Origin of the sequence: Microbacterium sp. SD291 (assembly GCF_017355365.1) — a bacterium.
In the GTDB taxonomy this organism is placed as follows: domain Bacteria; phylum Actinomycetota; class Actinomycetes; order Actinomycetales; family Microbacteriaceae; genus Microbacterium.
Genome location: NZ_JADIJR010000011.1, coordinates 53,496 through 79,261, shown reverse-complemented (window position 1 = coordinate 79,261; position 25,766 = coordinate 53,496). Strand labels below are relative to the sequence as shown.

The window sequence follows — 25,766 nt, the reverse complement described above, 5'->3', positions numbered from 1 at the left end:
GCTGCGCGCGATCGCACGGGCTGACGCTCGGCGCCAGCCAGCCTTGACACGTGTGTCATAGGGGTTTGCGTGCGGGTCTTGCAAGAGTTGCAATGGGGCCAGATTCACGCAGTTGCGTGGAGCCCTCCGCTCGAGCCTCCACTGTACCACCACGCACGTCGACCGCGAGCAGGAGCGCGTCCCACGGGGTGTCGGTCGTGGCGTTCGCGAGCTCGACGGCGTCCTGGCGGCTGCCGGGCCCGTCGGCGAGCACGAGCACGCTGGGACCAGCGCCTGAGACCACCGCGGCGAAGCCGGCCCTGCGCAGCGTCTGCACCAGCTTCTGCGTCTCCGGCATGGCCTCCGCGCGGTAGTCCTGATGCAGTCGGTCGGCCGTGGCGTCGAGCAGCAGCTCGGGGCTCTGCATCAGCGCGGCGATCAGCAGCGCCGAACGGGACACGTTGAAGACGGCATCGGCGGTGGAGACGTGCGGCGGCTGCAGCGAGCGCGCCTTCGACGTCGACATCGTGTACGACGGCACGAGCACGAGCGGCGAGACGCCCCTGTGCACCAGAAGCTTCTTGTGCTGCGGTCCGCGCTCTCCCACCCAGGCGATGGTGAGGCCGCCGAACAGAGCCGGGGCGACGTTGTCGGGGTGCCCCTCCAGCTCCGTCGCGAGGCGGAGCAGATCGGTCTCGCTGAACTCGACGTCGCCTTCCAGCAGGCCCTTGGCCGCGAGGATGCCGGCGGTGACCGCCGCACCCGAGGAGCCGAGCCCCCGGCCGTGCGGTACCCCGTTCTCCGCGACGATGCGCAGGCCGGGAGCCGGCCTGCCGACGTCGGCGTACACGTGCGCGACGGTCCTGACGATAAGGTTCGAGGCGTCCCGCGGGATCTCCTCGGCACCGGTGCCGGAGACCTCGATCTCGAGCTCACCGGCGGGGCGCTCGGTGACCACCAGGGTGTCGTAGACGCTGAGGGCGAGTCCGAGGGTGTCGAAGCCGGGACCGAGGTTCGCGCTGGTCGCGGGGACGGTGACCTCGACGGTGCGGCCGACCGGCATCCTCACTCGCCTTCCACGCGCAGCACGGAGACGACGCGCTCGACGACGGAGGTCGCCGCCAGCGCGTCGACCGTCGCGCTCAGCGCCTCCTCTGTGGCGCGGTGCGTGCCGATCACGAGACGGGCCGTCGGCTCGTCCTCGCCCTCGACGGTCTGCACGACCGTCGCGACAGAGACGCCCCCGTCGCTGAGGATGCCGGCGACGGTCGCGAGCACGCCGGTCGCGTCGGAGACCTCGAGCGTGATCTGGTAGCGGGTGGTCACATGGCCGATCGGCACGACCGGCAGGTTGGCCCTGGTGGATTCGCCGACTCCCACGCCTCCGGCGATGTGACGGCGCGCCGCCGAGACCACGTCGCCGAGGACCGCGGATGCCGTCTGCACGCCACCGGCGCCCGCGCCGTAGAACATCAGCGAGCCGGCCGCCTCCGCCTCGACGAACACGGCATTGTTCGCGCCGTGCACGGACGCCAGCGGGTGCGACTGCGGCACCAGCGCCGGGTACACGCGCACCGAGATCGACTCGGTGCCGTTCGCCTCGATGCGCTCGCAGACGGCGAGCAGCTTGATCACGAAGCCGGCGGTGCGGGCCTCCTGGATCATGGAGGCCGTCACCGAGGTGATGCCCTCGCGGTGCACGGCGTCGAGCGGCACCGCGGTGTGGAACGCGAGGCTCGCGAGGATCGCCGCCTTCTGAGCGGCGTCATAACCCTCGACGTCGGCCGTGGGGTCGGACTCCGCGTAGCCGAGACGCTGGGCATCGGCGAGGACGTCGGCGAAGTCGGCGCCCTCGGTGTCCATCCGGTCGAGGATGTAGTTCGTGGTGCCGTTGACGATCCCCATGATGCGGACGACGCGGTCGCCGGCGAGCGAGTCGCGCAGCGGACGGATGATCGGGATGGCGCCCGCCGCGGCGGCCTCGTAGTACACGGATGCCCCGACCCGGTCGGCCGCCTCGAACAGCTCGGGGCCATGGGTCGCGAGCAGCGCCTTGTTGGCCGTGACCACGTCGGCTCCCGAGCCGATCGCCTGGAGGATGCTCGTGCGCGCGGGCTCGATCCCGCCGATCAGCTCGATCACGATGTCGGATCCGAGGATCAGCGACTCGGCATCCGTGGTGAACAGCTCCTTCGGCAGGTCCACGTCGCGCTGCGCGTCGAGGTCTCGCACGGCGATGCCTGCGAGCTCGAGCGATGCGCCCGCGCGGTCGGCGAGCTCGTCGCCGTGGCGCAGCAGGAGGGCTGCGACCTGGGAGCCGACCGCTCCGGCGCCCAGCAGCGCCACCCGAAGTCGTCGGTACTCAGTCATTCGGCCACTCCTTCATCGTGGTTCATCGTTCCTGTCTCGAGACCCGCATCGCGCGACAGCAGGTCGGCGACGGTCTCCCCTCGCACGATGACGCCGGCCCTGCCGTCGCGGACTGCGACGATCGGAGGCCGGGGCACGTGGTTGTAGTTGTTCGAGAGCGCAGCGCAGTAGGCCCCGGTCGACGGGACCGCTAGGAGGTCGCCGGGGGCGAGATCCGCCGGCAGGTACTCGTGGTCGACGACGATGTCGCCGGATTCGCAATGCTTGCCGACGACGCGGCTGAGCTGCGGGGCGCCGATGCCGGCGCGGGAGGCGAGGCGGGCGGAGAACTGGGCGCCGTACAGCGCCGTCCGCGCGTTGTCGCTCATGCCGCCGTCGACGCTGACGTAGCGCCGCGTCGCCCCGGAGTCGAGCTCGACGTCCTTCGTCGTGCCGACTTCGTACAGGGTCACGCCGGCGGTGCCGACGATCGCCCGCCCGGGTTCGAAGGAGAGCGCCGGCAGCGGGATGCCGCGCGCCGCGCACCCCTCGGCGACCGCGGCGACGATCTCGCCGGCGAGGGTCTCGATGGGCGTCGGGTCGTCGACACGCGTGTAGGCGATGCCGAATCCGCCGCCGAGGTTCAGCTGCGGCACAGGTCCGCCCTCGAGGAGAGCTGCGTGCAGCTCGAGCACGCGCGACGCCGATTCGCGGAAGCCTGCGACGCCGAAGATCTGCGAGCCGATGTGGCAGTGGAGTCCGGCGAACTCCAGGCCGGGGATCTCGCGGATCCGGGCCACGGCGGCCTCGGCCTCCGGCAGCGGGAAGCCGAACTTCTGATCCTCGTGCGCGGTGGCGAGGAAGTCGTGGGTCTCGGCGTGCACGCCGCTGATGACGCGGACGAGCACTCGCTGGGCGGTGTCGACGCGCGCTGTGATCGCCGCGAGGCGCTCGATCTCGATCGCGCTGTCCACGATGATCGTGCCGACGCCGACGGCGACCGCCCGCTCGAGCTCGGCGACGGACTTGTTGTTGCCGTGGAACCCGATCGACCCTGGCGCGACGCCCGCGGCCAGGGCGACCTCGAGCTCTCCCCCTGTGCACACGTCGACCCGGAGGCCCTCATCGACCACCCAGCGGGCGACGGTCGCGCAGAGGAAGGCCTTTCCGGCGTAATAGACCTGGGCCGTCGTGCCGTTGTCGCCTGCGGCGGCGTCGAACGCCAGCCGGAACGCCCTGGCCCTGGTGCGCACCTCGTCCTCGTCGATCACGAGCAACGGAGTGCCGTAGGTCTGCGCGAGCGTCGTCGCGCGGATGCCGGCGAGCACGAGCGCTCCGTCGGCGTCGCGAGTGGCGGATGCCGGCCACACGGCGACTGCGAGATCGTTCGCGTCGTCGGGCACGACGAGCCATTCCGGGACGATCGAATCGGCAGGGGAAAGCAAGGAGCACCAATCGTGGGACGGAACGCGTCTCGGGCACGCGCACTTCGAGGATGACCCGATTCTAGGGCACCTGCCGCGCCGGACCCGCCTCGGTGACGCGCTGCGTCAACCCCCTGCGCCGGCACAGTCCCAGCTCATAGGGTGGGAGTGATGGATGCCGAATCAGACGCCGAAGCCGCGGCCCGCCCCGCTCCGATTCCCCGTGCTGTCGCGGCCGTGATCCGGTGGGCGCTGGCCCGCAAGCCGGTGCGCGCCGTGCTGCTCTACGTCGAGCGCCGGGGCCCCATGCTCGCGGACAGCGTGACCTACCGGGCGCTGTTCAGCGTCTTCGCCGGCGTGCTCCTCGGCTTCTCGATCGCAGCGCTGTGGCTCTCCGGCAACCCGGTGGCGTGGGACGCGATCCTCGGGGCCGTGCAGTCGGTGATCCCCGGGCTGATCGGCGAGGACGGCGTCGTGAAGCCGTCCGACCTGCGGGAACCCGTGTCGCTCTCGATCGCCGGAGCCGTCTCGGTCGTCGTGCTGGCGGGTTCCGCGCTCGGAGCGATCGGGTCGCTCCGCACCGCGGTGCGGGTGCTGGCCTCCACTGCGCAGGCCGACGCGCTCTGGATCTGGGTGCTGCTGCGCAACCTGATGCTCGCCGTCGGGATCGGCGCGTCGTTCGTGCTCGCTGCCGCACTCACGTTCGCGGGACGCCTCGGCGTCGGCTGGCTGAGCGGCCTCCTCGGCCTGCCCGAGGACTCGGCGGTGTCGACGTGGAGCATCCGCCTGCTGTCCCTCGCCGTCGTGTTCGCGCTGGATGCCGTGCTGATCGCCGGGGTGTTCCTGGTGCTGTCCGGCGTGCGGCCGTCGCCGCGCTCGCTCTGGAGCGGCGCCCTGATCGGCGCGATCGGCCTCCTGGTGCTGCAGGAGCTGTCAGGGCTGTTCGTCGGCGGCGCCACGAGCAACCCGCTGCTGGCGTCCTTCGCCTCGCTGCTGGCCCTGCTGATCTGGCTCAACCTGTCGGCCCAGGTCATCCTGATCGCCTGTGCCTACATCGTCACCGGCGAGGATGAGCGGCGCGACCGCGTGCACGCCCGCTTCGCGGCCACAACCTTCGCGCAGCGGCGCGTGCAGCGGGCCGAGGCGGAGGTCGCCGTCGCCACGACCGAGCTCCGCGCGGCGCAGAAGGCGGTGAAGGACGGCTTCTGAGCTCAGCGGCGATCAGCTGCGGCCCGGGCACGCGCCCTTCTCCAGAAGGCTCTGATCCGTGACGATCGCACCGTTCACGTCGATGTCGATGACGGCCTGGCTGCCCTCGATCGCGAGGCCGACGAGGGTGAGCCCGGCCGGGAGCTGATCCGCGATGCAGATGCGCTGCGGCTGCGTGAGGCGCTCCCCCAGCTCGCCGAGACTCGACCCGACCTGCGCGGCGTCGACCTCCATCCCGCCGATGCCGAGTCTCACCGGGGTGAGCTCAAGGTCGCCGTCGACCGCACCGGGTGTGAGCGTGAGCGACACAGGGATGTTCGCGCCGAAGACCGCCACGGACCCGCTCACCGTCGCGTTCGGGGCCTCGAACGCGACCTCGTCGATGGGCAGGTCGGTGCCGGCGAGCAGGCTCGTGAACTCGGCCTGGTCGACCCGGATGGTGCCGGAGGCGCCGGCCAGGTCGCCGCCCTGCAACGGGATGCCGGTCGCGGTGACATCGGCGGCGCCGGTGATGCCCTCGAGCGTCACCGACTCGGTCGACAGGTCCAGGCGGTCGAGCCTTCCGGCGAGGAGCTGGGGCAGCAGGATGCCGTCGGCCTCGACGTCGAGCTGCTGATCCGCGGGCAGGTCGAGCTGTTCGATGACGAGTCCGCGCACGATGCCGGGGAGAACCGCCCTGGCGACGAACTCCGCCGCGACCACGAGAGCCGCGAGCAGCACCACGACGACCAGGAGCACCCACGGCCAGCGCCGCCGGCGCTTCGCCGGGGCGAATCCCCCGCCGGGATCGACCACTACATCCGCTCCGGTGCCGACACGCCGAGGAGGCCGAGGCCGTTGCGGAACACCTGGCCCGCGGCGTCGTTCAGCCACAGGCGGGTGCGGTGCACGCTCTCGAGCGGGTCGTCGCCCTGCGGGATGACTCGGCAGTTGTCGTACCAGCGGTGGTAGAGGCCTGCGAGCTCCTCGAGGTAGCGCGCGATGCGGTGCGGCTCACGGACCTCAGCGGCGAAGGCGACGATGCGCGGGAACTCCTGCAGCGCACCGAGCAGCGCGGCCTCGGTCTCGTGCGTGAGCGTCTCGGGCGCGAACTCGGAGCGGTCGACTCCGGAGTCTGCGGCGTTGCGGGCGACGTTGTGCGTGCGCGCGTGGGCGTACTGCACGTAGAACACCGGGTTGTCGTTCGTGCGCTTCTGCAGCAGCTCCGGGTCGAGGGCGAGCGGCGAGTCCGCGGGCGAACGCTCGAGGGAGTAGCGCAGGGCGTCGGTGCCGAGCCATTCGCGCAGGTCGTCCATCTCGATGATGTTGCCCGCGCGCTTGCTGAGGCGGGCCCCGCCGACCGACACCAGCTGGCCGATCAGCACCTCGACGTCCTTCTCCGGGTCGTCTCCTGCCGCGCCCGCGAGCGCCTTGAGGCGGTGCACGTAGCCGTGGTGATCGGCTCCCAGCAGGTAGATCTTGTGCTCGAAGCCGCGGTCGCCCTTGTTCAGGTAGTAGGCGGCGTCGGCGGCGAAGTACGTGTACTCGCCGTTGGAGCGGCGGATGACACGGTCCTTGTCGTCGCCGAAATCGGTGGTGCGCACCCACACGGCGTCATCCTGATCGAGCACGTGGCCCTGCTCGCGCAGGCGGTCGACGGCCTGATCGACGAGGCTCACGCCGTCGTCGTTCTTCGCGTGGAGCGTGCGCTCGGAGAACCAGACGTCGAAGTCGACGTTGAACTTCGACAGCGAGTCCTGCTGCTCGGCGAGCTGGTACTCGTAGCCGAGCTCACGCGCGACGAGCTGCTGCTCGTCGGCCGGGAGCTCGAGGAACTCCGGGCGTGCGGCGATCACGCGGGTCGCGAGGTCGCCGATGTAGCTGCCGGCGTAGCCGCCCTCCGGCGTGGGCTGCCCGTTCGCTGCGGCGACGATCGACGCGGCGAAGCGCTCCATCTGGGCGCCGGCGTCGTTGATGTAGAACTCCCGCGCCACCGTCGCGCCGGAGGCGGCGAGCACGCGTGCGATCGCGTCGCCGAGCGCCGCCCAGCGCGTGTGGCCGATGTGCAGCGGACCGGTCGGGTTCGCGCTGACGAACTCGATGTTGATCGAGCGCCCGGCCTGGGTGTCGTTGTGTCCGTACGCGGCGCCGGCGTCGACGATCGTCTTCGCGAGCGCGCCGGCGGCCGCGGCGTCGAGGCGGATGTTGATGAACCCGGGGCCTGCGACCTCGGCGCTGGCGACGCCGTCGACCTGTGCGAGACCGTCGGCGATCTGCTGGGCGAGATCGCGCGGGTTCGTGCCGAACGGCTTCGCGAGGCGCATCGCGATGTTCGAGGCCCAGTCGCCGTGGTCGCGGTTGCGCGGGCGCTCGAACACGATGTCGGATGCTGCGAGCGCGAGCGGCTCGCCGGGACGTCGTTCCTCGTTGAGTGGTGCGAGGACGGCGAGGAGGGCTTCGGCGAGCGTTTCAGGGTTCATAGATGACCCAGTTTACGGCGCGGCGGCGGTGCCGAATTTGCGTGTGCGGCGCGGTGATCTACAGTCATCCCATGAATCGCGATTCCGCCCCTCGACGCCGGCCCTTCGCCGGCGTCGCGATCGCCGTGATCCTGGCGTTCGCGGCGGTCGTTCTGGGAGTGTGGCGGCCGTGGATCCCGGCACCGGAGACCGCCCCCGTGGTGGCGGCGGCCGCGGGTGAGGAGACCGTCACGGTCGCTCCCGCTCCGCTCGCCCTGCCCGAGCATCCGACGGTCCTCGTGTTCGGGGATTCCTGGACCTACGGCTCCGCCGCGAGCGACCCGACGCTCGGCTACGCCTACCTGCTCGCGGATCTGATCGACGGCGAGACGATCGTGAACGGCGTGCGCGGCAGCGGCTACCTCAAGCCCGGCGCCGACGGACCCGCCTTCGGCGCGCGCATCGACGCGCTCGACCCTGCCCTCGCGCCCGACCTGATCGTGATCCAGGGGTCCATCAACGATCGCGCCCAGGACGAGGCCGGCTACCGGGAGGCTGTGACGGCGGCGTGGGACGCGATGGCCGCGAAGTACCCCGAGGCGACGATCGTGATCCTGGGGCCTGCCCCGCATGAGCTACCCGTCGGAGCCGCCACAGCGCGCATCGACGCGGATCTGTCCGAGCTCGCCGCTGCCCGCGGCTGGTGGTACGTCTCCCCGGTCGCGCAGGAGTGGATCACCCCGCAGAACTATCTCGAGGTCATCGACGTCGAGATCGGACGCAAGCATCCGTCGACCGACGGGCACCGCTACCTCGCGGAGAAGGTGGCGGCGGCGCTGGCCGAACTCGGCGGCGCGCCGGTGACGGAGGCCGGCGGGTCGGAGACACCCCTCGAGCAGTGATATCGTCTTTCGGTACGCCTCCGTAGCTCAGGGGATAGAGCGCCGGTTTCCGGTACCGTAGGTCGGGGGTTCGAATCCCTCCGGGGGCACACGCGTGTGAAGAGGTCCGCCCAGCTGGGCGGACCTTTTCACGTCCCGCTCAGCCCGACGGATTGTCGCCGGGAAACCCCTCATCGTCGGTCGTGTCGGGCAGGCCGTCGGTTCTCTCCGGCTTCTCGCCGACGACGGCCACGTCGTCATCCGGCGCTCCCCCGTCGGTGATCACTCCGCTGGCGGCGGCTTCCTCCACCGTGTGCCTGGCCCCGTATTGCCGGGCGAATTCGCGACCGGCCTCGACAGCCTCGTCCCGGCTGGAGAAGCTGCGGGAGAGCTCGCGATACCCCTCGACCTCGTTGACCCACTGGCCGTTCTTGTTCCTGGTGGTGACGTCTCGTTCGGACAACTCGTCCTCCTCACACGTGCGATGCAGGCGGGTGCTCGGACGGCGAGGATACGTCCGGCGCCGGGCTCGCGCCACCCCCTTGATCAGGGCCGAGGTTCGGCGGTGGCTGCCGGCGGGTCCGTGTGCTCGGTCCACCGGATGCCGTCCCAGAACCGCCGTCCGCCGCCGCCGGCGGGGTCCGGATACCAGCCTGCGACGACGGCGCCGGCCGGTACCGCTCCCCTCCGCCGAGACGCGACGAGCACCACGACGACGACCGCGGCGACCGCCGCGAGAATCAGGACGGGGACCACGAGCATCATGAGATGCCAGCCCATCAACCCTGCGAACATGCGCTTCCCCCCTCAGACTCTGCAGGCGATTCGATCACGTCGCCCCGCGCGGCGCAACCGCTGACACGATGTCAGTGCCCCTCGGAATACTTCAGGCATGGACATCTCACTCCTGCAACCAGCCGGTCTCGTCGTCAGTCCCGCGTTCAGCCAGGTCGCCGTCGTGCCGCCGGGAGCGACGACGATCTACGTCGGCGGACAGAACGGCGTCGATGAGACCGGGGAGGTCGTCTCGGCGGATGCCGGCGAGCAGTCGCTGCGCGCCGTCGAGAACGCGCGGATCGCGCTGGAGGCCGCCGGCGCCGGCCTCGAGGACGTGATCGGCTGGACCGTCCTGATCCGCCAGGATGCCGACCTGCGCGCCGCCTACGGCGCCGTCGCATCGAAGCTCGCGCGGGAAGGCGCCCCGCCGCTGGTCACCACGGCGATCGTCGCAGGACTCGGGGTGCCTGGCGCACTGATCGAAGTGAGCGCCGTCGCAGCCGTGATCCGCGACGGCGTCTGAACGGCCCGCGGCGTCAGATCCTCCCTCGCACCGGCGTCCGCTCGGCAGGATCACCGTCGTCCGGCATCGCCATCTCGGCGCGGACTCCCAGCAGACGCACCTCTCGGTCTGTGTCCAGCGTGCCGGCGAGCGTCACTGCGGCGGCGACAACGTCGTCGCGCTCGGCCGTCGGCGCCGGCAGCTTGCGACCGAAGGTCTTGGTCTCGAACGGCGCGTAGCGCACCTTGAGGTGCACGCGGATCACCGGGCGTCCTTCCGCTGCGCAGTCGTCGAACGCGTGCCCGGCGAGCTCGATCACCGCCGCCTCGACCTCGGTCGGTGTGGTGAGGTTCTGCTGATACGTCGTCTCCCTGCTGTGGCTGCGCGCCACCCACGGGGTGTCGTCGACGACGCGCGGCCCGATGCCCGAGCCCAGTTCGCGATACCAGATGCCCATCCGCGGGCCGAACTCCGCGACCAGCGCCTGCTCGTCGGCATCCGCGAGCTGGCGGACGGTCTCGATCCCGTGACCTGCGAGGCGCTTCTGCACCTTCGGGCCGACGCCCCAGAGCTCGCGTGTGCCCTTCTCCCCCATCACCTCGAACCAGTTCTCGGCCGTCAGCCGGAACATCCCGCGCGGCTTGCCGAAGTCCGTCGCGATCTTGGCGCGCACCTTGTTGTCGCCGATGCCGACGGAGCAGTGCAGGTCCGTGGCCGCCAGCACCGCCTCCTGCGCCTCGCGCGCGAGCCTCTCCGGGTCATCCGTCGTCACGCCGAGAAAGCACTCGTCCCAGCCGATGACCTCGAGCACGACGCCCGGGAGCGACCGGAGCGCGGCCATCACCTCGTGGGAGGCGGCCGCGTAGGCCTCGTGATCGACCGGGAGGAAGACGGCGTCCTCCGGCGCCTTCCGCGCGGCGATCTTCAGCGGCATCCCAGAGCCGATGCCGAAGGCACGCGCCTCGTACGACGCGGTCGACACGACAGCGCGCTCGGTGGGGTCGCCGCCGCCCCCGACGATCACCGGCCGCCCCGCCAGCTCGGGCCTTCGAAGCACCTCGACCGCCGCGATGAACTGGTCCATGTCGACGTGCAGCACCCAGTCGCTCATGCAACGAGTGTGCCGCCTGCCGCTGCGGATGTCACCCGTCGCGGCGGCGACCGATCGAGTTCAGCCGATCGAGACGGCGATGGCGGTGACCACGACGGCGAGCAGCGGCAGCGTGCCCTGCATGATCGCGGCGCGGGCCTTGCTGCGGTCGGAGAGGATCAGCACCAGCGCCGCTGCGAGCATCATGCCGGTGCCCGCGAAGACGAGCGTGAGCCCGACCGTGGCGGCACCGACGATCACGAGCCCGACTCCGAGAAGCGCAGTCAGGGCGAGGAAGAGGTTGTAGAAGCCCTGGTTGAACGCGAGCTGCTTCATCGTGACGGCATCCGCCTCGCTCGCCACGCCGAAGATCCTCCTGGTCTCCGGCTCGGTCCATTTGAGGGACTCGAGCGCGAAGATGAAGACATGGAAGGCTGCGGCTGCCGCAGCGAGTACGAGTCCGGCGATGAGCATGCTCTGATTCTGCCGCACTCCGGCCGCCGGAGACCTCAGACGAGGAAGATCGGCAGCAGACCTGGGTTGTGCGCGTGCACGAGCACCCCGAACACGACCGCGTCGAAGAGCAGATGCACCGTGACCACGTACCCGAGCGAGTGCGTCCGCAGGAAGATGAAGCCCTGGAGGAGGGCGAACGGGATGGTCAGCACCGGACCCCACTCACGGTAGCCGAGCTCCCACAGGAACGACACGAACACGATCGCCTGCAGGACGTTCGCGACGGCATCGGGGAAGTGCCTTCGCAGCAGTGCGAACACCGTGCAGATGAAGAACAGCTCGTCCCAGATGCCGACCGCTCCGACGCCGACGAAGAGCCGGGCGATGAGCTCGGGTGAGTCGACGACCGGCCAGTTCTGGTAGACGCCGCTGGTGATGAAGTAGAACGGCAGGATCAGCCAGCCCAGCACCAGGACGGCGATCAGCCAGCCCCATTGCAGTCGGCCCCACGGGCGATGCGCCCGCCACGGGAAGCCGATCGCCCTGTCCCGGTACACGAAGCGCGAGATCACGTACGGCACCGCGACCGCGCCGCCGAGTGCGAGCGTGAAGCGCACCATCGCGAGGTCGTCGAGTTCGGCGGCGAGCGGGATGATGCTGACGATAAGGAGGCCGATCGCGATCAGCGAGAGGTCGCGGGTGAGCGATGGCGCGGATGCCGTCACGCGTCCCCGCTCGGTGAGCCATGCGGCACCGATCCCGAGCGCGAGCAGCACCCAGCCGAGCCATGCGATCTGCAGCACGAAGAACGCGGGAGCCGCAGCGCACACGAGCAGGGCCGGTGCGATGCCGGCCTTGAGGGCGGTCCGGCCGGGCTCGTCGATCACGCGCGGGGCCGGCGCCGGTAGACCAGATCGCGGATGTCGCGCCCCTTGGCGATCCCCTTGCGCTCGAACGCGGTCATCACGCGACCGTCGAACCTCTCGGCCCACTCCCCCTCGAACGCGCGCTCGAACAGCGGCTCGGCATCGAGGACCTCGCGCATCTGCAGGGCGTAGTCCTCCCAGTCGGTCGCGAGCCGGAGCAGTCCGCCGTCGCGCAGCGCCCTGGCGGCCGCGTCTCCGAAGCCGGGCCGGACGAGCCGGCGCTTCGTGTGCTTCTTCTTGTGCCACGGGTCGGGGAAGAAGATCCACACCTCGGCGGTCGCAGCCTCCGGCAGATACGACGAGAGCACCTCGGGGGCGTTCGCCTCGACGACCCGCAGATTGCGGGCGCCCTCCCGGTCGGCGTCCAGCATCGTGCGGGCGAGACCCGCCCGGAACACCTCCACGGCGAGGAAGTCGTCATCCGGCCGGGCCGTGGCGGCCGCGACGATCGCATGCCCCTGCCCCGAGCCGATCTCGACGTACAGATCCGCGTCGCGGCCGTACTCGGCGGCGGGGTCCAGACGCGCCTCGGGGTGCACGGAAGTCCAGGCGATGTCGCGCGGCACGTCGAGCAGGTAGTGCGGGGCGAGCTCTTCGAAGGCGCGCTCCTGCGCGTCGGACATCCGGCCGCTCCGGCGCACGAAGGACACCGGTTCGTCGCGGAAGATGCGGGGTTCGGGCATGCTTCCAGGGTAGTCGGCGCAGCCGCCGCTCACGCCGCGGGCGATGTGACGAAGTCGATCAGCTCTTCGACCCGGCCGAGCAGCGCCGGCTCCAGATCACGGTAGGTGCGCACCTTCGACAGGATGTGCTGCCACGCGCGCGCCGTGTCGGCCTGCGTCTCATGCGGCCACCCGAACGCGCGGCAGATGCCGGTCTTCCAGTCCGTCCCCCGGGGGATCTCAGGCCACCTGGCGATGCCGAGGGCGCGGGGGGTGACGCACTGCCAGACGTCGACGAAGGGATGGCCGACGATGCGGAGATGCCGGCCGTGGGGCCCGCGGGCCACGGCATCCGCGATCCGGGATTCCTTCGAGCCTGGTACGAGGTGATCCACGAGCACGCCGTACCGGCGCGTGGCGCTCGGCGGCTCGTCCGCGAGCAGCTCGTCGAGGAGGTCGACACCCTGCAGGTACTCCACGACGACGCCCTCCACCCGGAGGTCGGCACCCCACACCTTCTCGACCAGCTCGGCGTCGTGGCGCCCCTCGACCAGGATGCGGCTGGGCAGCGCGATCCGCGCGCGCTGGTCGGCGACGACGAAGGATCCGGATGCCGTGCGCCGCGGCCCCTGCGTCTTCGGCGCCGGAGGCCCCAGGCGCACGGGGGCCCCGTCGATCAGGAATCCGCCGCCGAGCGGGAAGAGGCGCTTGCGCCCGAGGCGGTCTTCGAGCTCGACGTTGCCTCCCTGCACGCGCGTGACCGCGCCGCAGTAGCCGTCTTCGGCGACCTCCACGACCAGATCGATCTCCGCCGCGACCTGCGGCACCGGTTTCGCTGCGCGCTCGCGCCAGCCGGCGGAGAGCACATCGGATCCATACCTGTCGTCCATGCCTTCCAGCGTATGCGTCTCCGCTGACGGCGAACGGCGAACACCGGCCGGATGCTGTCGCGTGTCGGCGTGTGTGCATAGACTCGTGCCATGGGGCATGGCTGCCGGTCGGAGGGATCGCTATGAGGACTCGGTGGCTCACGCTGGCCGCACTGACACTGGCCGCGACCGCAGGGGTGCTGTCGGTCTCCGCCGCGTCCGCCACCGACCCGGTCACACTCGACCAGGGTTATGTGACCGACGACGCCGGCGTGCTGAGCGGCTCGGAGAAGGAAGCCGTCGAGGCCCGGCTGCTCGAGCTCACGGAGAACTCCAGCGCCGATCTCTTCGTCGTGCTCGTCGACGACTTCTCCTCCCCCGCCGACAACGTGGCGTGGGCCGACACCGTCGCCGAGAACAACAACCTCGGCCCGGAGCAGTACTTGCTGGCGATCGCCGTCGAGGGGCGGAACTACTACATCTCGGCGGCCGCTGGCGGACCGCTGAGCGACGGCAAGCTCGACGATGTCGAGGACAGGATCCAGCCCCTGCTCGCGCAGGAGGACTGGGACGGCGCGATCGTCCTCGCCGCCGACGAGATCCAGGGCGACGGCGGAGCGGGCGCGCTGCGCACGATGCTGATCGTCGGCGGAGTCATCGCGCTCGCACTGGTCGTCTGGCTGATCGTGTCCCTCGTGAAGCGGGCGCGCCGCGACGCCGCGATCCGCCGGCGCGGAGCCATGCCGGAGACGCCCGACCCGAACGACCCCTTCTCGACGCTCACCGACGAGCAGGTCGAATCGCAGGCCGGCGCAGCCCTCGTGCAGGCCGACGACGCCATCACCTCGAGCAGGGAAGAGCTCGGATTCGCCGTCGCACAGTTCGGCGAAGCGGCGACGGGCGAGTTCAGCGGCGCCGTCAAGACGGCGAAGTCGAAGATGTCCGAGGCGTTCGACCTCAAGCAGAAGCTCGACGACGAGGTCGAGGACACCGTGCACGACCGCCGGGCATGGCACATCCGCATCATCCGGATCTGCGACGAGATCGACGACGTGCTCGATCAGAACACCGAGGCGTTCGACGCGCTCCGCAGGCTCGAGCAGAACGCGCCTCAGGAGCTCGAGCGCGTGCGCGGCGAGCGCGCGATGCTGCAGCCGATACTGGCCGGGGCATCGGGTGCACTCGCGAGCCTGTCCGCCACCTATGACGCGGCATCCCTCAGCACGGTCGCCGACAATCCCGCTCAGGCACAGGAGCGCGCGGCCCTCGCCGACCGGTCGATCGAAGGCGCCGAGGCCGCCATCACGGCGGGCAGGAGCGGCGAGGCGGCATTCGCGATCCGCACGGCCGAGCAGTCGGTCGCCCAGGCCGCGCAGCTCGTGCAGGCGATCACCGTCCTCGGCGAGGAGATGGCCACCGTCGAGGCGCAGGCGCAGGCTCTGATCGCCGAGCTGCAGGCCGATGTCGCTGCGGCGCAGCAGCTCCCCGACACGACGGGCACGCTCGCCGCTGCCGCCACGGCGACCGCCCAGCAGCTGCAGCAGGCCCAGTCTCAGCTCACCGGCTCCGCGCGCAGCCCGCAGCGCACCCTCGAGGCCCTCACGGCCGCGAACGCGCAGATCGATGCGGCGATCGCGCAGGGCACCCAGGCCGTCGAGCGCACCCGCCGGACGCAGCAGATGCTCGAGCAGACCCTGAGTCAGGCGTCGTCGGCGATCCGCGCGGCCCGCGACTACATCGAGACCCGCAGGGGAACTGTCGGCTCGACGGCCCGCACCCGGCTGTCCCAGGCCGAGGCGGCACTGACCCAGGCTGTGGATCTCCGCGCCGGCTCACCGGAGACCGCACTGACCGAAGCGGGACGCGCGCTCGATCTCGCCCGCCAGGCCACGGCCTCCGCGCAGTCGGACGTCGAAGCCATGAACCCGGCCCGGTACGAGAACGACGGATGGGGCGGCGGTCTCTTCGGAGGCGGCGGCTCGCGATCGACCTCGTCCGGCCTCGGCGGCGACATCCTCGGCGGCATCATCGGCGGGCTGCTCTCCGGTGGCGGCGGAGGCGGCTCTTCGCGCAGCAGCAGCTGGCGCTCCAGCGGCGGGGGCGGCTTCCGCAGCTCCGGCTTCGGCGGCGGTGGCGGCGGACGCAGCGGCCGCAGCGGAGGTGGACGCTTCTGATCCGTACCGACGCACAGACCTCGACTACGACCCTCTGAAAGGAAAACGCATGACCAAGCAGTCCATCTTCGGACGTATCTCGACCCTCGTCCGCGCGAACATCAACGCCCTCCTGGACTCTGCGGAGGACCCGCAGAAGATGATCGACCAGCTCGTCCGGGACTACACCAACAGCATCGCCGACGCCGAGTCCGCGATCGCGGAGACCATCGGCAACCTGCGTCTGCTCGAGCGCGACCACGAAGAGGACGTCCAGGCGGCCACCGAGTGGGGCAACAAGGCTCTCGCCGCCAGCCGCAAGGCCGACGAGATGCGCTCGGGCGGCAGCGCACCCGACGCCGACAAGTTCGACAACCTCGCCAAGATCGCCCTCCAGCGTCAGATCAGCGCGGAGCGCGAGGCGACCGGCGCAGAGCCGCAGATCGCCGCGCAGACCGAGATCGTCGACAAGCTGAAGACCGGCCTCAACGGCATGAAGGACAAGCTCGGCGAGCTGAAGAACAAGCGCAGCGAGCTCCTCGCCCGCGCGAAGGTCGCCGAGGCTCAGACCAAGGTCCAGGATGCCGTCTCGTCGATCAACGTCCTCGACCCGACCAGCGAGCTGGGCCGGTTCGAGGACAAGGTCCGTCGCCAGGAGGCGCTGGCTCAGGGCAAGGCCGAGCTTGCGGCATCCAGCCTGGATGCGCAGTTCGAGAGCCTCGAGGACCTGGGTGAGCTCACCGAGGTCGAGGCACGCCTCGCCGAGCTGAAGGCCGGCGGCGCAGCACCCCGTCAGGCGATCGAAGGATCCTGACACACCCCGCGGATGCCTCGGACCTGCGGTCCGGGGCATCCGCACTTCCCTCAACTGGAGGCACCCATGGTGCGATTCCTCGTGGTCCCGCAGTGGCAGGGTTCTCCGGCTGCGCGGGCGATGCTTCTCGTCGACGGCGCTTCCGCGATCGCCGGTGATCTCCCCCGTGCAGCCACCACGGTCCTCGACGTTCCGGTCGAGGCGGGTGAGTCGCTCGGAACCGGCGTCCGCCGGCTCAGCGCGCTGCGGCGCACCCGCGAGGTCGTCGCCGAGCAGATGATGACCGGCACGATCGTGATCGGCGGCGACTGCAGCGTCACCGTGGCCGCCCTCGCCGCGCTTCCCGGCGGCACCGAGGATCTCGCGGTCGTCTGGTTCGACGCCCATCCCGACATGCACACCCCGTCGAGCTCGCCCTCCGGAGCGTTCTCCGGCATGGCGCTGCGCGCCGTGCTCGGGGAGGGCGAACCACAGCTCGTGCTGTCGCCCGGCGTCCCGCGAGAGCGCATCGTGGCGGTCGGCATGCGCAACCTCGACGAGGCGGAGATCACGGCGATCTCCGATCTCACGCAGCTCTCGGTCGCCGACCTGGATCGCGCAGACGCCCTCGCGGACGCGGTGCAGGCCACCGGTGCGAAGCGCGTGTGGGTTCATATCGACGTGGATGTGCTCGACCCGGCCGAGATCGCAGGGGTCTCCTCCCCCGCGCCCTTCGGGCTCTCCGCCGCCGCGGTGAGCGCGGCCGTCCGTGCGCTGCGGGAGCGGATGCCGCTCGCCGGAGCGACCATCGCCGGCTTCGCACCTCGTTCCCCTGCCGCCGCGGTCGATGATCTCGGCACGCTGCTGCGGCTCGTCGGGTCCGTGGCGTGACGGCCGACTGGCGTCCCGCGGCCGAACGCATCCTCGAACGCGGACGCCGCGTCGACCGCCGCATCCCCTCGTTCCTGCTGCGCTCGCCGATCAGCCGGATCGGCTATTGGTGGGGCACCTCGGTCGGCTGGGTCTGGGGCTCGCTCTGGAGCACGGGCCCGGTGGAGCGCAGGGCGGGCCTCTGGGTGTTCCGGGGACTTCCGGCGTGGACCTTCGCTCGAGGCGGCGTCTGCGTGGGCGGGTGCTTCCTCACCGGCGAGGCGCGGCCGTCCGACGCGGTGCTGCGGCACGAGGCCGTGCACAAGGCGCAGTGGCTGCGGTACGGCTTCCTGATGCCGATCCTGTACCTGTTCGCGGGACGCGATCCGCTGCGCAACCGCTTCGAGATCGAGGCCGGCCTGGAAGACGGCAACTACGTGCGTCGAGGGCGCTGATCAGCGCTCGGCGCGGAGCAGCCCGAAGCGCTCGGGGGCGTTGATCCGCGTCGGCTGCACCTCGAGGCTCGCCGTGAGATGGTCGACGATGTCGGCGGTGCCGAGAAAGCCGCCCAGCAGAGTGATCTGCGTCTCGGATGCGTCGTCGCAGAGCATCTCGTCGGCCCACGCGCAGGTCGCCCTGGCCAGGGCCTGACCGGGTGCGCACGAGCGTCCCGTTCCCGGTGCCCCCGAGCGCGCTCCCCTGGCGAGCCAGGTGACCGTCATCCGGGCAGGCGCCTCGATGATCCCGATGTCGGAAGCCTCAGGGACCTCGATGAAGATGCGACCGGAGGCGCACAGCGGCAGCGTGGAGAGGAAGACCTCGAGTTCGCCAAGCGAGTTCTCGTCCGCCGTCACCAGATGCTGGGCGCGACGGCGCTCCGCGCGGCGTGCGGCGCGCGTGCTGCGGGTCTCGAGGGAGGTGCTCATCGTGCTCCCATCGTAACACCGAGTGAAGGGTTGCCTAACCTTCGTCGTAATGCTGCGCGCCCGGCATCCGCTCGACCAGCACCCCGCGAAGCGCATCGAGCTCGCGGTCGCTCATCCCGTTCGCCCGGAGGTAGCCCGCCGCCGATCCCCAGCGCTCGTCGATCTTCTCCAGCAGCGCGCGCATGACCGGGGCGGGTGACTCCGTGGCGAGGGCGACCGCGTGCACGGCCTCCGGGTGCTGCGCCCTGAGATAGGCCGCGATCCGTCGGGAGCGCTCGAGCGGCAGCTGGGACTGGGTCAGCGCGTAGTCCGCGACGATCGCCTCGCGATCGGCGTCGACGGCGGCGAGAGCCAGCGCCACGGTGACACCGGTGCGGTCCTTGCCCACCGTGCAGTGCACGAGCGTCGACTCGCCCTCGGCGATGATGCGGATGGCCGCGACGAGCCGCTCGCCGCTCTCCTCCAGCAGGTGCAGATACAGGTCTTCGAGGCTCGTGTCGGCCTCGAAGAAGGATCGGACCGAGCCGAGGAAGAGCGGGAGATGGGTGGTGCCCGGCCCGTCGATCTCGGTCGGCTCGGCGGCGACCTCCTCGCCGTCACGCAGGTCGACGATGTGGTGCACGCGTCGCCGGAGCTCGTCGACGCCCGCCGTCGAGGCCCCGGACAACTGGCCCGAGCGCAGCAGGATGCCGGAGCGGATCCGTCCGCCGGCAGCCGGCATCCCCCCGACGTCGCGGACGTTGTTCACGCCGTCGATGTCGAGGATGGTCATGCCGGCGCCAGCGGCGTGCGAGGCGGCACCGGATAGCGCCCCGCGATGACGATGCGGTTGAAGGCGTTGATGGAGACGCAGGCCCAGCTCAGGGCCGCGTACTCCTTCTCAGTGAACACGCCGCCGACCCGGTCGTACACGTCGTCGGAGATGCCATCCTCCGAGATGAAGGTGAACGCCTCGGCGAGCTCCAGCGCGGCCTGCTCCCGCTCCGAGAAGACGCCGCTCTCGCGCCAGGTCGCGATCTGCATGAGCGTGTCGGTGTCGAGCCCCGCCTTGAGCGCCCGGTCGACATGGATCCGAGTGCAGTAGCCGCAGCCGTTCAACTGGGAGCAGTGGATCATGACGATCTCCTTGAGACGATCGTCGATGCCGTTCGCGGCGCAGATCTCGCCCACGGTCTTGGAGAAGGCATCCAGTGCCTGGTAAGCGGCCGGTTCGGTCTTGGAGAGGTGCACTCGCGTCTCGCTCATGGCTCAATGATATTCGCTCGCAGAGCCGCCACTCCCACCCCACGGCATCCACCCGAAACACATAATGCTCACCAAGCGGACACTCTGAGTGCGCTTTCTGCATGGGTCCGAGCCGATCGAGTTACCATGTCGCCCCCGCATTTCATTCCATCCGTCGCGCGGGAGCAGAATATGGATGTGGTGACCGACATCAGCGAGTTCCGCTATCTTCCCGCACAGGCCCAGGCGCTGAGCGCCCCCGTTCCCCCGGTCGAGCGGCTGACCCTTCAGCTCGCCGACGGCCGCTCGCTCAGCGCTCTTCGCTACGGCACCGACGCCCCCCGCGTCACGCTTCTGCACGGCGCAGGACTCAATGCGCACACGTGGGACACGACGGTGCTGTCTCTGCAGCGGCCCGTGCTCGCCATCGACCTCGCCGGCCACGGCGATTCCTCGTGGCGAGACGACCGGGACTACACCCCTCGGACGCTGGCCGCCGACGTCGCGGCGGCTCTCGACGCGTGGACGGAAGCGCCCCAGGTGGTCGTGGGCCACTCCCTCGGCGGGCTCACCGGCGCGGCCCTCGCCGCCGCACGCCCCGACCTGGTCGCCGAGCTCATCGTCGTCGACATCACCCCGGGGATCGACGTGTCCGCGGGCCCTGCGGCGCTGCGCGAGTTCTACGCCGGTCCGACGGACTTCGCCACCAGGGACGAACTCGTCGATCGTGCGATCGCGTTCGGCTTCGGCGGCGCCCGCGCCGACACCGAGCGCGGGGTCTTCCTCAACACGCGAGTGCGCGCGGACGGCCGCGTGGAGTGGAAACACCACTTCGCGCACCTGGCCGCTCAGACGCTCGCCGCGCACGACGCCGGTGCACCGGCATCCCCCTCCCTGCTCCACGAGACCGGATGGGCCGACCTCCTCCAAACGAGCGCCCCGATCACCCTCGTGCGCGCGACGAGCGGATTCGTCAGCGAGGCCGACGCCGAGGAGCTCGGGCGACGGGTGTCCGGCGCCCGGCTCGTGGCGATCGATGCGACCCACAACGTCCAGGAGACGGCGCCGACCGGCCTCGCCTCGCTGATCGCCTCCGCCGTCCCCGCTTTGTGACGTCCCGTGCCGTCTTCGACCGTCCCGACCACTCACATCCCTAGGCTCGTCCCACCGGCACACAGCAACTGCCGCACCGAGAGGAAGCACCCATGATCCGACGTACGCGACGCCTCGCGCTGATCACCGCGCTCGCAGCCACGGCCGTCGTCCTGAGCGCCTGCACGCCCGCCCCCGAGCCGACGGCGACGCCCACCGGCGAACCGGACCCTGCCGCCGTGCTCCAGATCGGTCTCGTGCTCGAGCCGACGAACCTCGACATCCGGCACACGAGCGGCGCCGCCCTTGAGCAGATCCTCATCGACAACATCTACGAGGGCCTGGTCAGCCGCGCGGAGGACAACGAGATCGTCCCTCGCCTGGCCTCCGACTTCGAGGTCTCCGACGACGGGCTCACCTACACGTTCACGCTCAACGAGGGAGTCGCGTTCCACAGCGGAGCCGCCCTCACCTCCGCCGACGTCGTGACCTCCTACGAAGCGGTGCGCACGGATCCCACCCTGCAGGGGAACGCCGAGTTCGCCGCCGTCGCATCGATCACGGCCCCGGACGCGAGCACGGTGCAGATCGTGCTCACGCAGCCCAACCAGAACTTCCTGTTCGCGCTGACGGGCCCCGCCGGGCTCGTGTTCCAGAACGGCGACACCACCGACCTGAAGACCGCGACCAACGGCACCGGCCCCTTCACCCTCACCCGCTGGAGCAAGGGAAGCGCGATCACCTTCGCTCGCAGCGACGCCTACTGGGGCGAGCCCGCCGGCGTCGCCGAGGTCGAGTTCCAGTACATCCCCGACTTCACCGCGGGCGTGAACACGGCGCTCGACGGCGGTGTGCAGGTGCTCACGGCCGTCGACCCGAACCTCGCATCGCAGCTCGAGGAGTCCGGCGACTTCACCCTGACGACGGGCAGGACGACCGACAAGGCGACCCTCGCGTTCAACAACGCCAAGGCACCTCTGGACGACCCGCGCGTGCGCGAGGCCCTGCGACTGGCGATCGACCATGAGGCGCTGGTGGAGGCCGTGGGCGCCGGATCCACGCTGTACGGCCCGATCCCCGAGCTCGACCCCGGCTACGAGGACCTCTCCGACGTGATCTCCTACGACCCGGAGAAGGCCAAGGCCCTCCTCGCGGAGGCGGGTCAGGAGGATCTCGAGCTGACCCTGACCATCCCGTCCTTCTACGGCACCACGGTGCCGAAGGTGCTCATCTCCGACTTCAACGAGGTCGGCGTGACCCTCGAGGTCGACTCGGTCGAGTTCCCCACCTGGCTCGAGGACGTCTACAGCAACCACGACTACGACCTCAGCTTCGTGCTGCACGTCGAGCCTCGCGACTTCGGCAACTTCGCGAACCCGGACTACTACTTCGGCTACGACAACTCGGAGGTGCAGGCGCTGTACGACCGCGCACTCGCCGAGGTCGACCCCGACGAGTCAGCGAAGCTCCTCGCGGAGGCCGCGAAGATCGTCTCCGAGGATCACGCCGCCGACTGGCTGTACAACGGTGCGACCATCACCGCGGTGAGCCCGCTGGTGTCCGGCTTCCCGAAGGACTCGATCAACTCGCGGATCGACCTCTCCGGCGTCACGGTCGCCACCGAGAAGTGACGGCGGCCGCCGCTCCGTGATCCGCTACGCGCTCGTCCGAGGAGCCCTGCTCATCGCAGGGCTCCTCGTGTCGAGCGTCCTGATCTTCCTGACGCTGCGGGTCTTCCCCGGCGACGTCGCGCAGCTGATCGCCGGCACGCAGGCCTCCCCCGCCGAGGTCGAGGCGCTCCGCGAGTCCCTGGGGCTGAACCGCCCGCTGCCCGCACAGTACGCCGAGTGGATCGGCGGCATCCTCCGGGGCGACCTGGGAACCTCACTCCTCTCGGGCGCGTCGGTCGGAGAGGAGCTGCTGCAGAAGTCACAGGTCACCGTGCCGCTCGGCATCCTCTCGCTGCTCATCGCCGTCCTCATCGCCGTGCCCTTCGGCGTGCTGGCAGCCCTGCAGCGCGGGCGCCGCGGCGGCGCCGCTCTCAGCTTCGGCGCCCAGGCACTCGCCGCCGTGCCGGTGGTGTGGGCAGGCATGATGCTCATCGTCGTCTTCTCGGTATGGCTGGGCTGGCTGCCTCCCCAGGGCTTCCCGCGCACCGGGTGGTCGACGCCGTGGAAGGCGCTCGAATCGCTCCTGCTCCCCGCGCTCACGATCGGGATCGTCGAGGGCGCCATGCTCATGCGGTTCGTCCGCAGCGCCACCCTCCAGGCGGCAGGGCAGGACTTCGTGCGCACGGCAGCGGCGAAGGGCCTCACCCGCACCAGGGCGCTGATCCAGCACGGCATCCCCGCCGTCGGCCTGTCGATCATCACGGTGCTCGGCCTTCAGGTCGCCGGGATCATCGTCGGCTCGGTCGTGATCGAGCAGCTGTTCACCCTCCCGGGGATCGGGCGGATGCTCGTCGCCGATGTCGGCACGCGCGATCTCATCAAGGTGCAGAGCGAGCTCCTCGTGCTCACCGGTTTCGTCCTGACCGTCGGCTTCGTCGTGGATCTGACCCACCGCGCGATCGACCCGCGCCAGAGAGAGGCCGCATGATTCCGCAGTGGCTGGGAAACCTCTGGCGCACCTCGACCGGGCGATTCGGCCTGATCGTGGTCGCGGTGATCGCCCTCACCGCGCTGGTCTCGCTGTTCTGGACGCCGTTCGATCCGCAGGACTCCAACATCCGGGATCGCTGGGGCGTGCCCGGCTGGCCGCACCTGCTCGGCACCGACGACACCGGTCGCGACATCCTGAGCCTGATCATGGCGGGGGCGCGGACGACCGTGTTCGTGAGCGTCGGGGCCGGCGTCGTCGCCACCGTCGTCGGAATCGCGCTCGCGGCGCTCGGCGCCCTGACGGCGAGATGGCTGCGCGAGACGGTCGCGGTGCTGGTCGACATCCTGATCGCCTTTCCGGTCCTGCTCATCGCGATGATGATCTCCTCGGTCTGGGGCGGGTCGCTCTGGGTCGTGATCTGGTCGGTCGGGATCGGCTTCGGGGTCAACATCGCCCGGGTCACGCGTCCGGAGCTGCGGCGGGTGCAGCAGAGCGACTTCGTGCTGGCCGCGCGCGCCTCCGGCCTCACGAGCGCCCAGAGCCTCGCCCGTCATCTGCTCCCCAACATCGCACCGGTGTTCATCGTGCAGCTCTCCTGGTCGATGGCCGTCGCGGTGCTGGCCGAGGCCGGTCTCTCCTACCTCGGCTTCGGCGCCTCTGTGGTCGAGCCGAGCTGGGGTCTGCTGCTCGCCGACCTGCAGCGCTACATCGGCGTCCACCCGCTGTCGGTGATCTGGCCGGGGCTCGCGATCACCGTCACCGTCCTCGCGCTGAACCTCCTCGGCGACGGGCTGCGCGAAGCCACCGATCCGACGCTGCGCCATCGCGCAGCCGAGGTGCACACGCCCGAGGTGGTCGCATGAACCCGTCTGTTTCGGCCGAACGCATGTTCCCGGACCACGGGAACATGCATTCAGCGCAAACAGACGGGCTTGTGGTGCGGGATCTCGTGGTCGAGATCGGCGGTCGCCGGGTCGTCGACGGCGTCTCGTTCGAGGTGCCGAAGGGCGCGAGGCTCGGTCTGATCGGCGAGTCCGGCTCCGGCAAGTCGCTCACGGCACTCGCGGTGCTCGGGCTCCTCCCCGACGGAGCGAGCGCGCGCGGCAGCATCCGCTGGAACGGCACCGAGCTGATCGGCATGCCGGACAGGGAGCTCGCGGAGCTTCGCGGCGATGAGATCGGCATCGTCTTCCAGGAGCCGCGCACGGCCCTCAACCCGATCCGCACGGTGGGCAGGCAGATCGCCGAGTCGATCAGGATCCACGAGAGGGTCGGACGCCGCGAGGCGCGGGAGCGCGCGATCGCTGAGGCGGCCCGCGTACGGCTCCCCGACCCCGAGACGATCGTGGATCGCTACCCGCACCAGCTCTCGGGCGGGCAGCGCCAGCGCGTCGCGATCGCCATGGCGCTCGCCTGCCGGCCGCGGCTGCTGATCGCCGACGAGCCGACCACGGCGCTGGACGTCACGATCCAGGCCGAGATCCTCGCGCTGCTGCTGCGCCTGGTCGAGGAGGAGGGCATGTCGCTGGTGTTCATCACCCACGACCTCGCCGTGCTCGCCCAGGTCGCGACGAACGGCGTGGTCCTGGAGGACGGCCGGATCGTCGAAGCGGCTCCGGTCAGCACGCTGCTGAGCGCCCCGAAGTCGCCGATCACGCAGGGGCTTCTGCGCGATGCCACGGCCACGCTGTGGCGTCCGAACGGCGGTGCGGCATGAGTCTGATCCAGGCCAGGGGGCTGCACCGCGACTTCATCGTCCCGAAGCGCGCCGCGTTCGAGCGCACGCGCGTCCAGACGGCACTGGCGCCGACCGACCTCGACATCCTCGAGGGGTCGTCGGTCGGCATCATCGGCGAGTCCGGCTCCGGCAAGTCCACCCTGATCCGGCTGCTGCTCGGGCTCGACCGGCCGACCTCCGGCACGGTGACGGTCGACGGCAGGACTGTGGATGCCGCGGCATCCGCGAAGTCCCTGCACTGGCTGCGCCGTCAGACCGGACTGGTGTTCCAGGACCCGTACGCGTCGCTCGACCCCCGCATGACGGCCGCCCGGATCATCGGCGAGCCGCTCTGGGCTCTCGGCATCCCCGGCGCCCACGGCGCGCGGATCAGCGAGGTGCTGTCGCAGGTGGGCCTCGACGCCGACATGGCCGGCCGCTATCCGCACGAGTTCTCAGGCGGACAGCGCCAGCGCATCGCACTCGCCCGCGCGATCGTGCACCGTCCGCGCATCCTGGTCGGCGACGAGCCGCTGTCGGCACTCGACGTCACGGTGCGGGCGCAGATCCTCGAGCTGCTGATCGAGCTGCGCACGACCGCGGAGCTGACGCTGGTGCTGGTGTCGCACGACATCGGCGTGGTGCAGAACCTGTGCGACACGGTCGTCGTCATGAAGGACGGCCGGATCGTCGAGCGCGGCCCGACGGAGAGCGTGCTGCTGCACCCGCAGCAGGACTACACGAAGGCCCTGCTCGCCGCGATCCCCGTCATCCCGCGCGAAGCCCCCTGACGACCCCGTCTGTTTGCGGCGAATGCATGTTCCCGCG

28 protein-coding genes and 1 tRNA gene are annotated in these 25,766 nt (G+C 70.5%); 14 read left to right on the top strand and 15 right to left on the bottom strand.

All coding sequences use genetic code 11. The features are described 5' to 3' along the window. Nucleotides 1–55: 55 nt before the first annotated feature. From thrB to lysA, 3 genes are read right to left on the bottom strand one after another with little or no spacing between them, the layout of a single operon-like run. Nucleotides 56–1,042, bottom strand: a complete 987-nt coding sequence (gene thrB, locus IPV10_RS08455; RefSeq protein WP_207482725.1) for a homoserine kinase — start codon at nt 1,040–1,042, stop codon at nt 56–58. Between the two features lie 2 nt (nt 1,043–1,044). Continuing rightward, on the bottom strand, nt 1,045–2,349 hold the full coding sequence (locus IPV10_RS08450; protein ID WP_207482723.1) for a homoserine dehydrogenase: 1,305 nt from the start codon (nt 2,347–2,349) through the stop codon (nt 1,045–1,047). Beyond that, nucleotides 2,346–3,773: a diaminopimelate decarboxylase gene (lysA, locus tag IPV10_RS08445; RefSeq protein ID WP_207482721.1), complete on the bottom strand. Its 1,428-nt coding sequence runs from the start codon at nt 3,771–3,773 to the stop codon at nt 2,346–2,348. Before lysA ends, IPV10_RS08450 begins: the two co-directional genes overlap by 4 nt. A 150-nt stretch (nt 3,774–3,923) precedes the next feature. Between lysA and IPV10_RS08440 the strand changes: the two genes are divergently transcribed. After that, entirely contained in the window at nt 3,924–4,961 is a 1,038-nt protein-coding gene (locus IPV10_RS08440) for a YihY/virulence factor BrkB family protein (RefSeq protein WP_207482719.1), read from the top strand. A gap of 12 nt (nt 4,962–4,973) precedes the next feature. Here IPV10_RS08440 and IPV10_RS08435 read toward each other — a convergent pair whose 3' ends face one another. Both IPV10_RS08435 and argS read right to left on the bottom strand, forming a co-directional pair. Continuing rightward, nucleotides 4,974–5,756: a DUF2993 domain-containing protein gene (locus tag IPV10_RS08435; RefSeq protein WP_207482717.1), complete on the bottom strand. Its 783-nt coding sequence runs from the start codon at nt 5,754–5,756 to the stop codon at nt 4,974–4,976. Beyond that, on the bottom strand, nt 5,756–7,420 hold the full coding sequence (gene argS, locus IPV10_RS08430) for an arginine--tRNA ligase (protein ID WP_207482715.1): 1,665 nt from the start codon (nt 7,418–7,420) through the stop codon (nt 5,756–5,758). Before argS ends, IPV10_RS08435 begins: the two co-directional genes overlap by 1 nt. A gap of 71 nt (nt 7,421–7,491) precedes the next feature. Here argS and IPV10_RS08425 point away from each other — a divergent pair, with 71 nt between their 5' ends. Both IPV10_RS08425 and IPV10_RS08420 read left to right on the top strand, forming a co-directional pair. Continuing rightward, nucleotides 7,492–8,301 carry an SGNH/GDSL hydrolase family protein gene (locus IPV10_RS08425; RefSeq protein WP_207482713.1) on the top strand — a complete coding sequence of 270 codons (810 nt, stop codon included), beginning with the start codon at nt 7,492–7,494 and terminating at the stop codon, nt 8,299–8,301. Nucleotides 8,302–8,317: 16 nt separating this feature from the next. After that, a tRNA-Arg gene (locus IPV10_RS08420) sits at nt 8,318–8,390 on the top strand. A 50-nt stretch (nt 8,391–8,440) separates the two neighbouring features. On the opposite strand, the gene IPV10_RS08415 is transcribed toward IPV10_RS08420, so the two are convergent. Continuing rightward, on the bottom strand, nt 8,441–8,743 hold the full coding sequence (locus IPV10_RS08415) for a DUF2188 domain-containing protein (protein WP_207482711.1): 303 nt from the start codon (nt 8,741–8,743) through the stop codon (nt 8,441–8,443). Nucleotides 8,744–8,826: 83 nt separating this feature from the next. Continuing rightward, the gene (locus IPV10_RS08410; RefSeq protein WP_242684780.1) at nt 8,827–9,075 is read right to left on the bottom strand and encodes a DUF2510 domain-containing protein; all 249 of its coding nucleotides are present in this window, start codon (nt 9,073–9,075) and stop codon (nt 8,827–8,829) included. Nucleotides 9,076–9,172: 97 nt separating this feature from the next. Between IPV10_RS08410 and IPV10_RS08405 the strand changes: the two genes are divergently transcribed. After that, complete coding sequence (locus IPV10_RS08405; RefSeq protein ID WP_207482709.1) at nt 9,173–9,580, top strand: RidA family protein; 408 nt, start codon at nt 9,173–9,175, stop codon at nt 9,578–9,580. A 13-nt stretch (nt 9,581–9,593) separates the two neighbouring features. On the opposite strand, the gene IPV10_RS08400 is transcribed toward IPV10_RS08405, so the two are convergent. Genes IPV10_RS08400 through IPV10_RS08380 form a run of 5 tightly spaced genes read right to left on the bottom strand, consistent with a single transcriptional unit; the run spans nt 9,594 to nt 13,583 of the window. Beyond that, the gene (locus tag IPV10_RS08400; RefSeq protein WP_207482707.1) at nt 9,594–10,670 is read right to left on the bottom strand and encodes a DNA polymerase IV; all 1,077 of its coding nucleotides are present in this window, start codon (nt 10,668–10,670) and stop codon (nt 9,594–9,596) included. 60 nt (nt 10,671–10,730) lie between these two features. Continuing rightward, a complete protein-coding gene (locus IPV10_RS08395) occupies nt 10,731–11,123 on the bottom strand; it encodes a DUF1304 domain-containing protein (protein ID WP_207482705.1) in 393 nt (130 codons plus the stop codon). A 35-nt stretch (nt 11,124–11,158) separates the two neighbouring features. After that, the gene (locus IPV10_RS08390) at nt 11,159–11,992 is read right to left on the bottom strand and encodes a CPBP family intramembrane glutamic endopeptidase (RefSeq protein ID WP_307861089.1); all 834 of its coding nucleotides are present in this window, start codon (nt 11,990–11,992) and stop codon (nt 11,159–11,161) included. Then, nucleotides 11,989–12,714: a tRNA (guanosine(46)-N7)-methyltransferase TrmB gene (trmB, locus tag IPV10_RS08385; protein ID WP_207482703.1), complete on the bottom strand. Its 726-nt coding sequence runs from the start codon at nt 12,712–12,714 to the stop codon at nt 11,989–11,991. Before trmB ends, IPV10_RS08390 begins: the two co-directional genes overlap by 4 nt. A 29-nt stretch (nt 12,715–12,743) precedes the next feature. Then, nucleotides 12,744–13,583, bottom strand: coding sequence for a DUF3097 domain-containing protein (locus tag IPV10_RS08380; RefSeq protein ID WP_207482701.1), 840 nt, complete (start codon nt 13,581–13,583; stop codon nt 12,744–12,746). A 122-nt stretch (nt 13,584–13,705) separates the two neighbouring features. Here IPV10_RS08380 and IPV10_RS17175 point away from each other — a divergent pair, with 122 nt between their 5' ends. The 4 genes from IPV10_RS17175 to IPV10_RS08360 all read left to right on the top strand — a co-directional run bounded on the left by IPV10_RS17175 (nt 13,706) and on the right by IPV10_RS08360 (nt 17,833). After that, nucleotides 13,706–15,736 carry a TPM domain-containing protein gene (locus IPV10_RS17175; protein WP_207482699.1) on the top strand — a complete coding sequence of 677 codons (2,031 nt, stop codon included), beginning with the start codon at nt 13,706–13,708 and terminating at the stop codon, nt 15,734–15,736. A 49-nt stretch (nt 15,737–15,785) separates the two neighbouring features. Next, complete coding sequence (locus IPV10_RS08370) at nt 15,786–16,529, top strand: PspA/IM30 family protein (protein WP_207482697.1); 744 nt, start codon at nt 15,786–15,788, stop codon at nt 16,527–16,529. Nucleotides 16,530–16,595: 66 nt separating this feature from the next. Continuing rightward, the gene (locus IPV10_RS08365; protein ID WP_207482695.1) at nt 16,596–17,399 is read left to right on the top strand and encodes an arginase family protein; all 804 of its coding nucleotides are present in this window, start codon (nt 16,596–16,598) and stop codon (nt 17,397–17,399) included. Continuing rightward, nucleotides 17,396–17,833, top strand: a complete 438-nt coding sequence (locus IPV10_RS08360) for a Fe-S oxidoreductase (RefSeq protein WP_307861088.1) — start codon at nt 17,396–17,398, stop codon at nt 17,831–17,833. The genes IPV10_RS08365 and IPV10_RS08360 overlap by 4 nt, the downstream gene beginning before the upstream one ends. On the opposite strand, the gene IPV10_RS08355 is transcribed toward IPV10_RS08360, so the two are convergent. From IPV10_RS08355 to IPV10_RS08345, 3 genes are read right to left on the bottom strand one after another with little or no spacing between them, the layout of a single operon-like run. Then, the gene (locus IPV10_RS08355; protein WP_207482693.1) at nt 17,834–18,304 is read right to left on the bottom strand and encodes an SIP domain-containing protein; all 471 of its coding nucleotides are present in this window, start codon (nt 18,302–18,304) and stop codon (nt 17,834–17,836) included. 34 nt (nt 18,305–18,338) lie between these two features. Further along, entirely contained in the window at nt 18,339–19,076 is a 738-nt protein-coding gene (locus IPV10_RS08350; protein WP_207482691.1) for a tyrosine-protein phosphatase, read from the bottom strand. Next, nucleotides 19,073–19,549, bottom strand: a complete 477-nt coding sequence (locus IPV10_RS08345; RefSeq protein WP_207482689.1) for a carboxymuconolactone decarboxylase family protein — start codon at nt 19,547–19,549, stop codon at nt 19,073–19,075. The genes IPV10_RS08350 and IPV10_RS08345 overlap by 4 nt, the downstream gene beginning before the upstream one ends. 171 nt (nt 19,550–19,720) lie before the next feature. Here IPV10_RS08345 and IPV10_RS08340 point away from each other — a divergent pair, with 171 nt between their 5' ends. The 6 genes from IPV10_RS08340 to IPV10_RS08315 all read left to right on the top strand — a co-directional run bounded on the left by IPV10_RS08340 (nt 19,721) and on the right by IPV10_RS08315 (nt 25,729). Then, complete coding sequence (locus tag IPV10_RS08340) at nt 19,721–20,641, top strand: alpha/beta fold hydrolase (protein ID WP_207482687.1); 921 nt, start codon at nt 19,721–19,723, stop codon at nt 20,639–20,641. Between the two features lie 92 nt (nt 20,642–20,733). Further along, nucleotides 20,734–22,251 carry an ABC transporter substrate-binding protein gene (locus IPV10_RS08335; RefSeq protein WP_207482685.1) on the top strand — a complete coding sequence of 506 codons (1,518 nt, stop codon included), beginning with the start codon at nt 20,734–20,736 and terminating at the stop codon, nt 22,249–22,251. Nucleotides 22,252–22,267: 16 nt separating this feature from the next. Next, nucleotides 22,268–23,218 (top strand): ABC transporter permease, encoded by a 951-nt coding sequence (locus IPV10_RS08330; RefSeq protein WP_207482683.1) that lies wholly within the window; start codon nt 22,268–22,270, stop codon nt 23,216–23,218. Beyond that, nucleotides 23,215–24,084: an ABC transporter permease gene (locus IPV10_RS08325; RefSeq protein WP_207482681.1), complete on the top strand. Its 870-nt coding sequence runs from the start codon at nt 23,215–23,217 to the stop codon at nt 24,082–24,084. Before IPV10_RS08330 ends, IPV10_RS08325 begins: the two co-directional genes overlap by 4 nt. Before the next feature lie 44 nt (nt 24,085–24,128). Beyond that, nucleotides 24,129–24,938 (top strand): ABC transporter ATP-binding protein, encoded by an 810-nt coding sequence (locus IPV10_RS08320; RefSeq protein ID WP_207482679.1) that lies wholly within the window; start codon nt 24,129–24,131, stop codon nt 24,936–24,938. Next, nucleotides 24,935–25,729: an ABC transporter ATP-binding protein gene (locus IPV10_RS08315; protein WP_207482677.1), complete on the top strand. Its 795-nt coding sequence runs from the start codon at nt 24,935–24,937 to the stop codon at nt 25,727–25,729. The genes IPV10_RS08320 and IPV10_RS08315 overlap by 4 nt, the downstream gene beginning before the upstream one ends. Nucleotides 25,730–25,766: the final 37 nt, after the last annotated feature.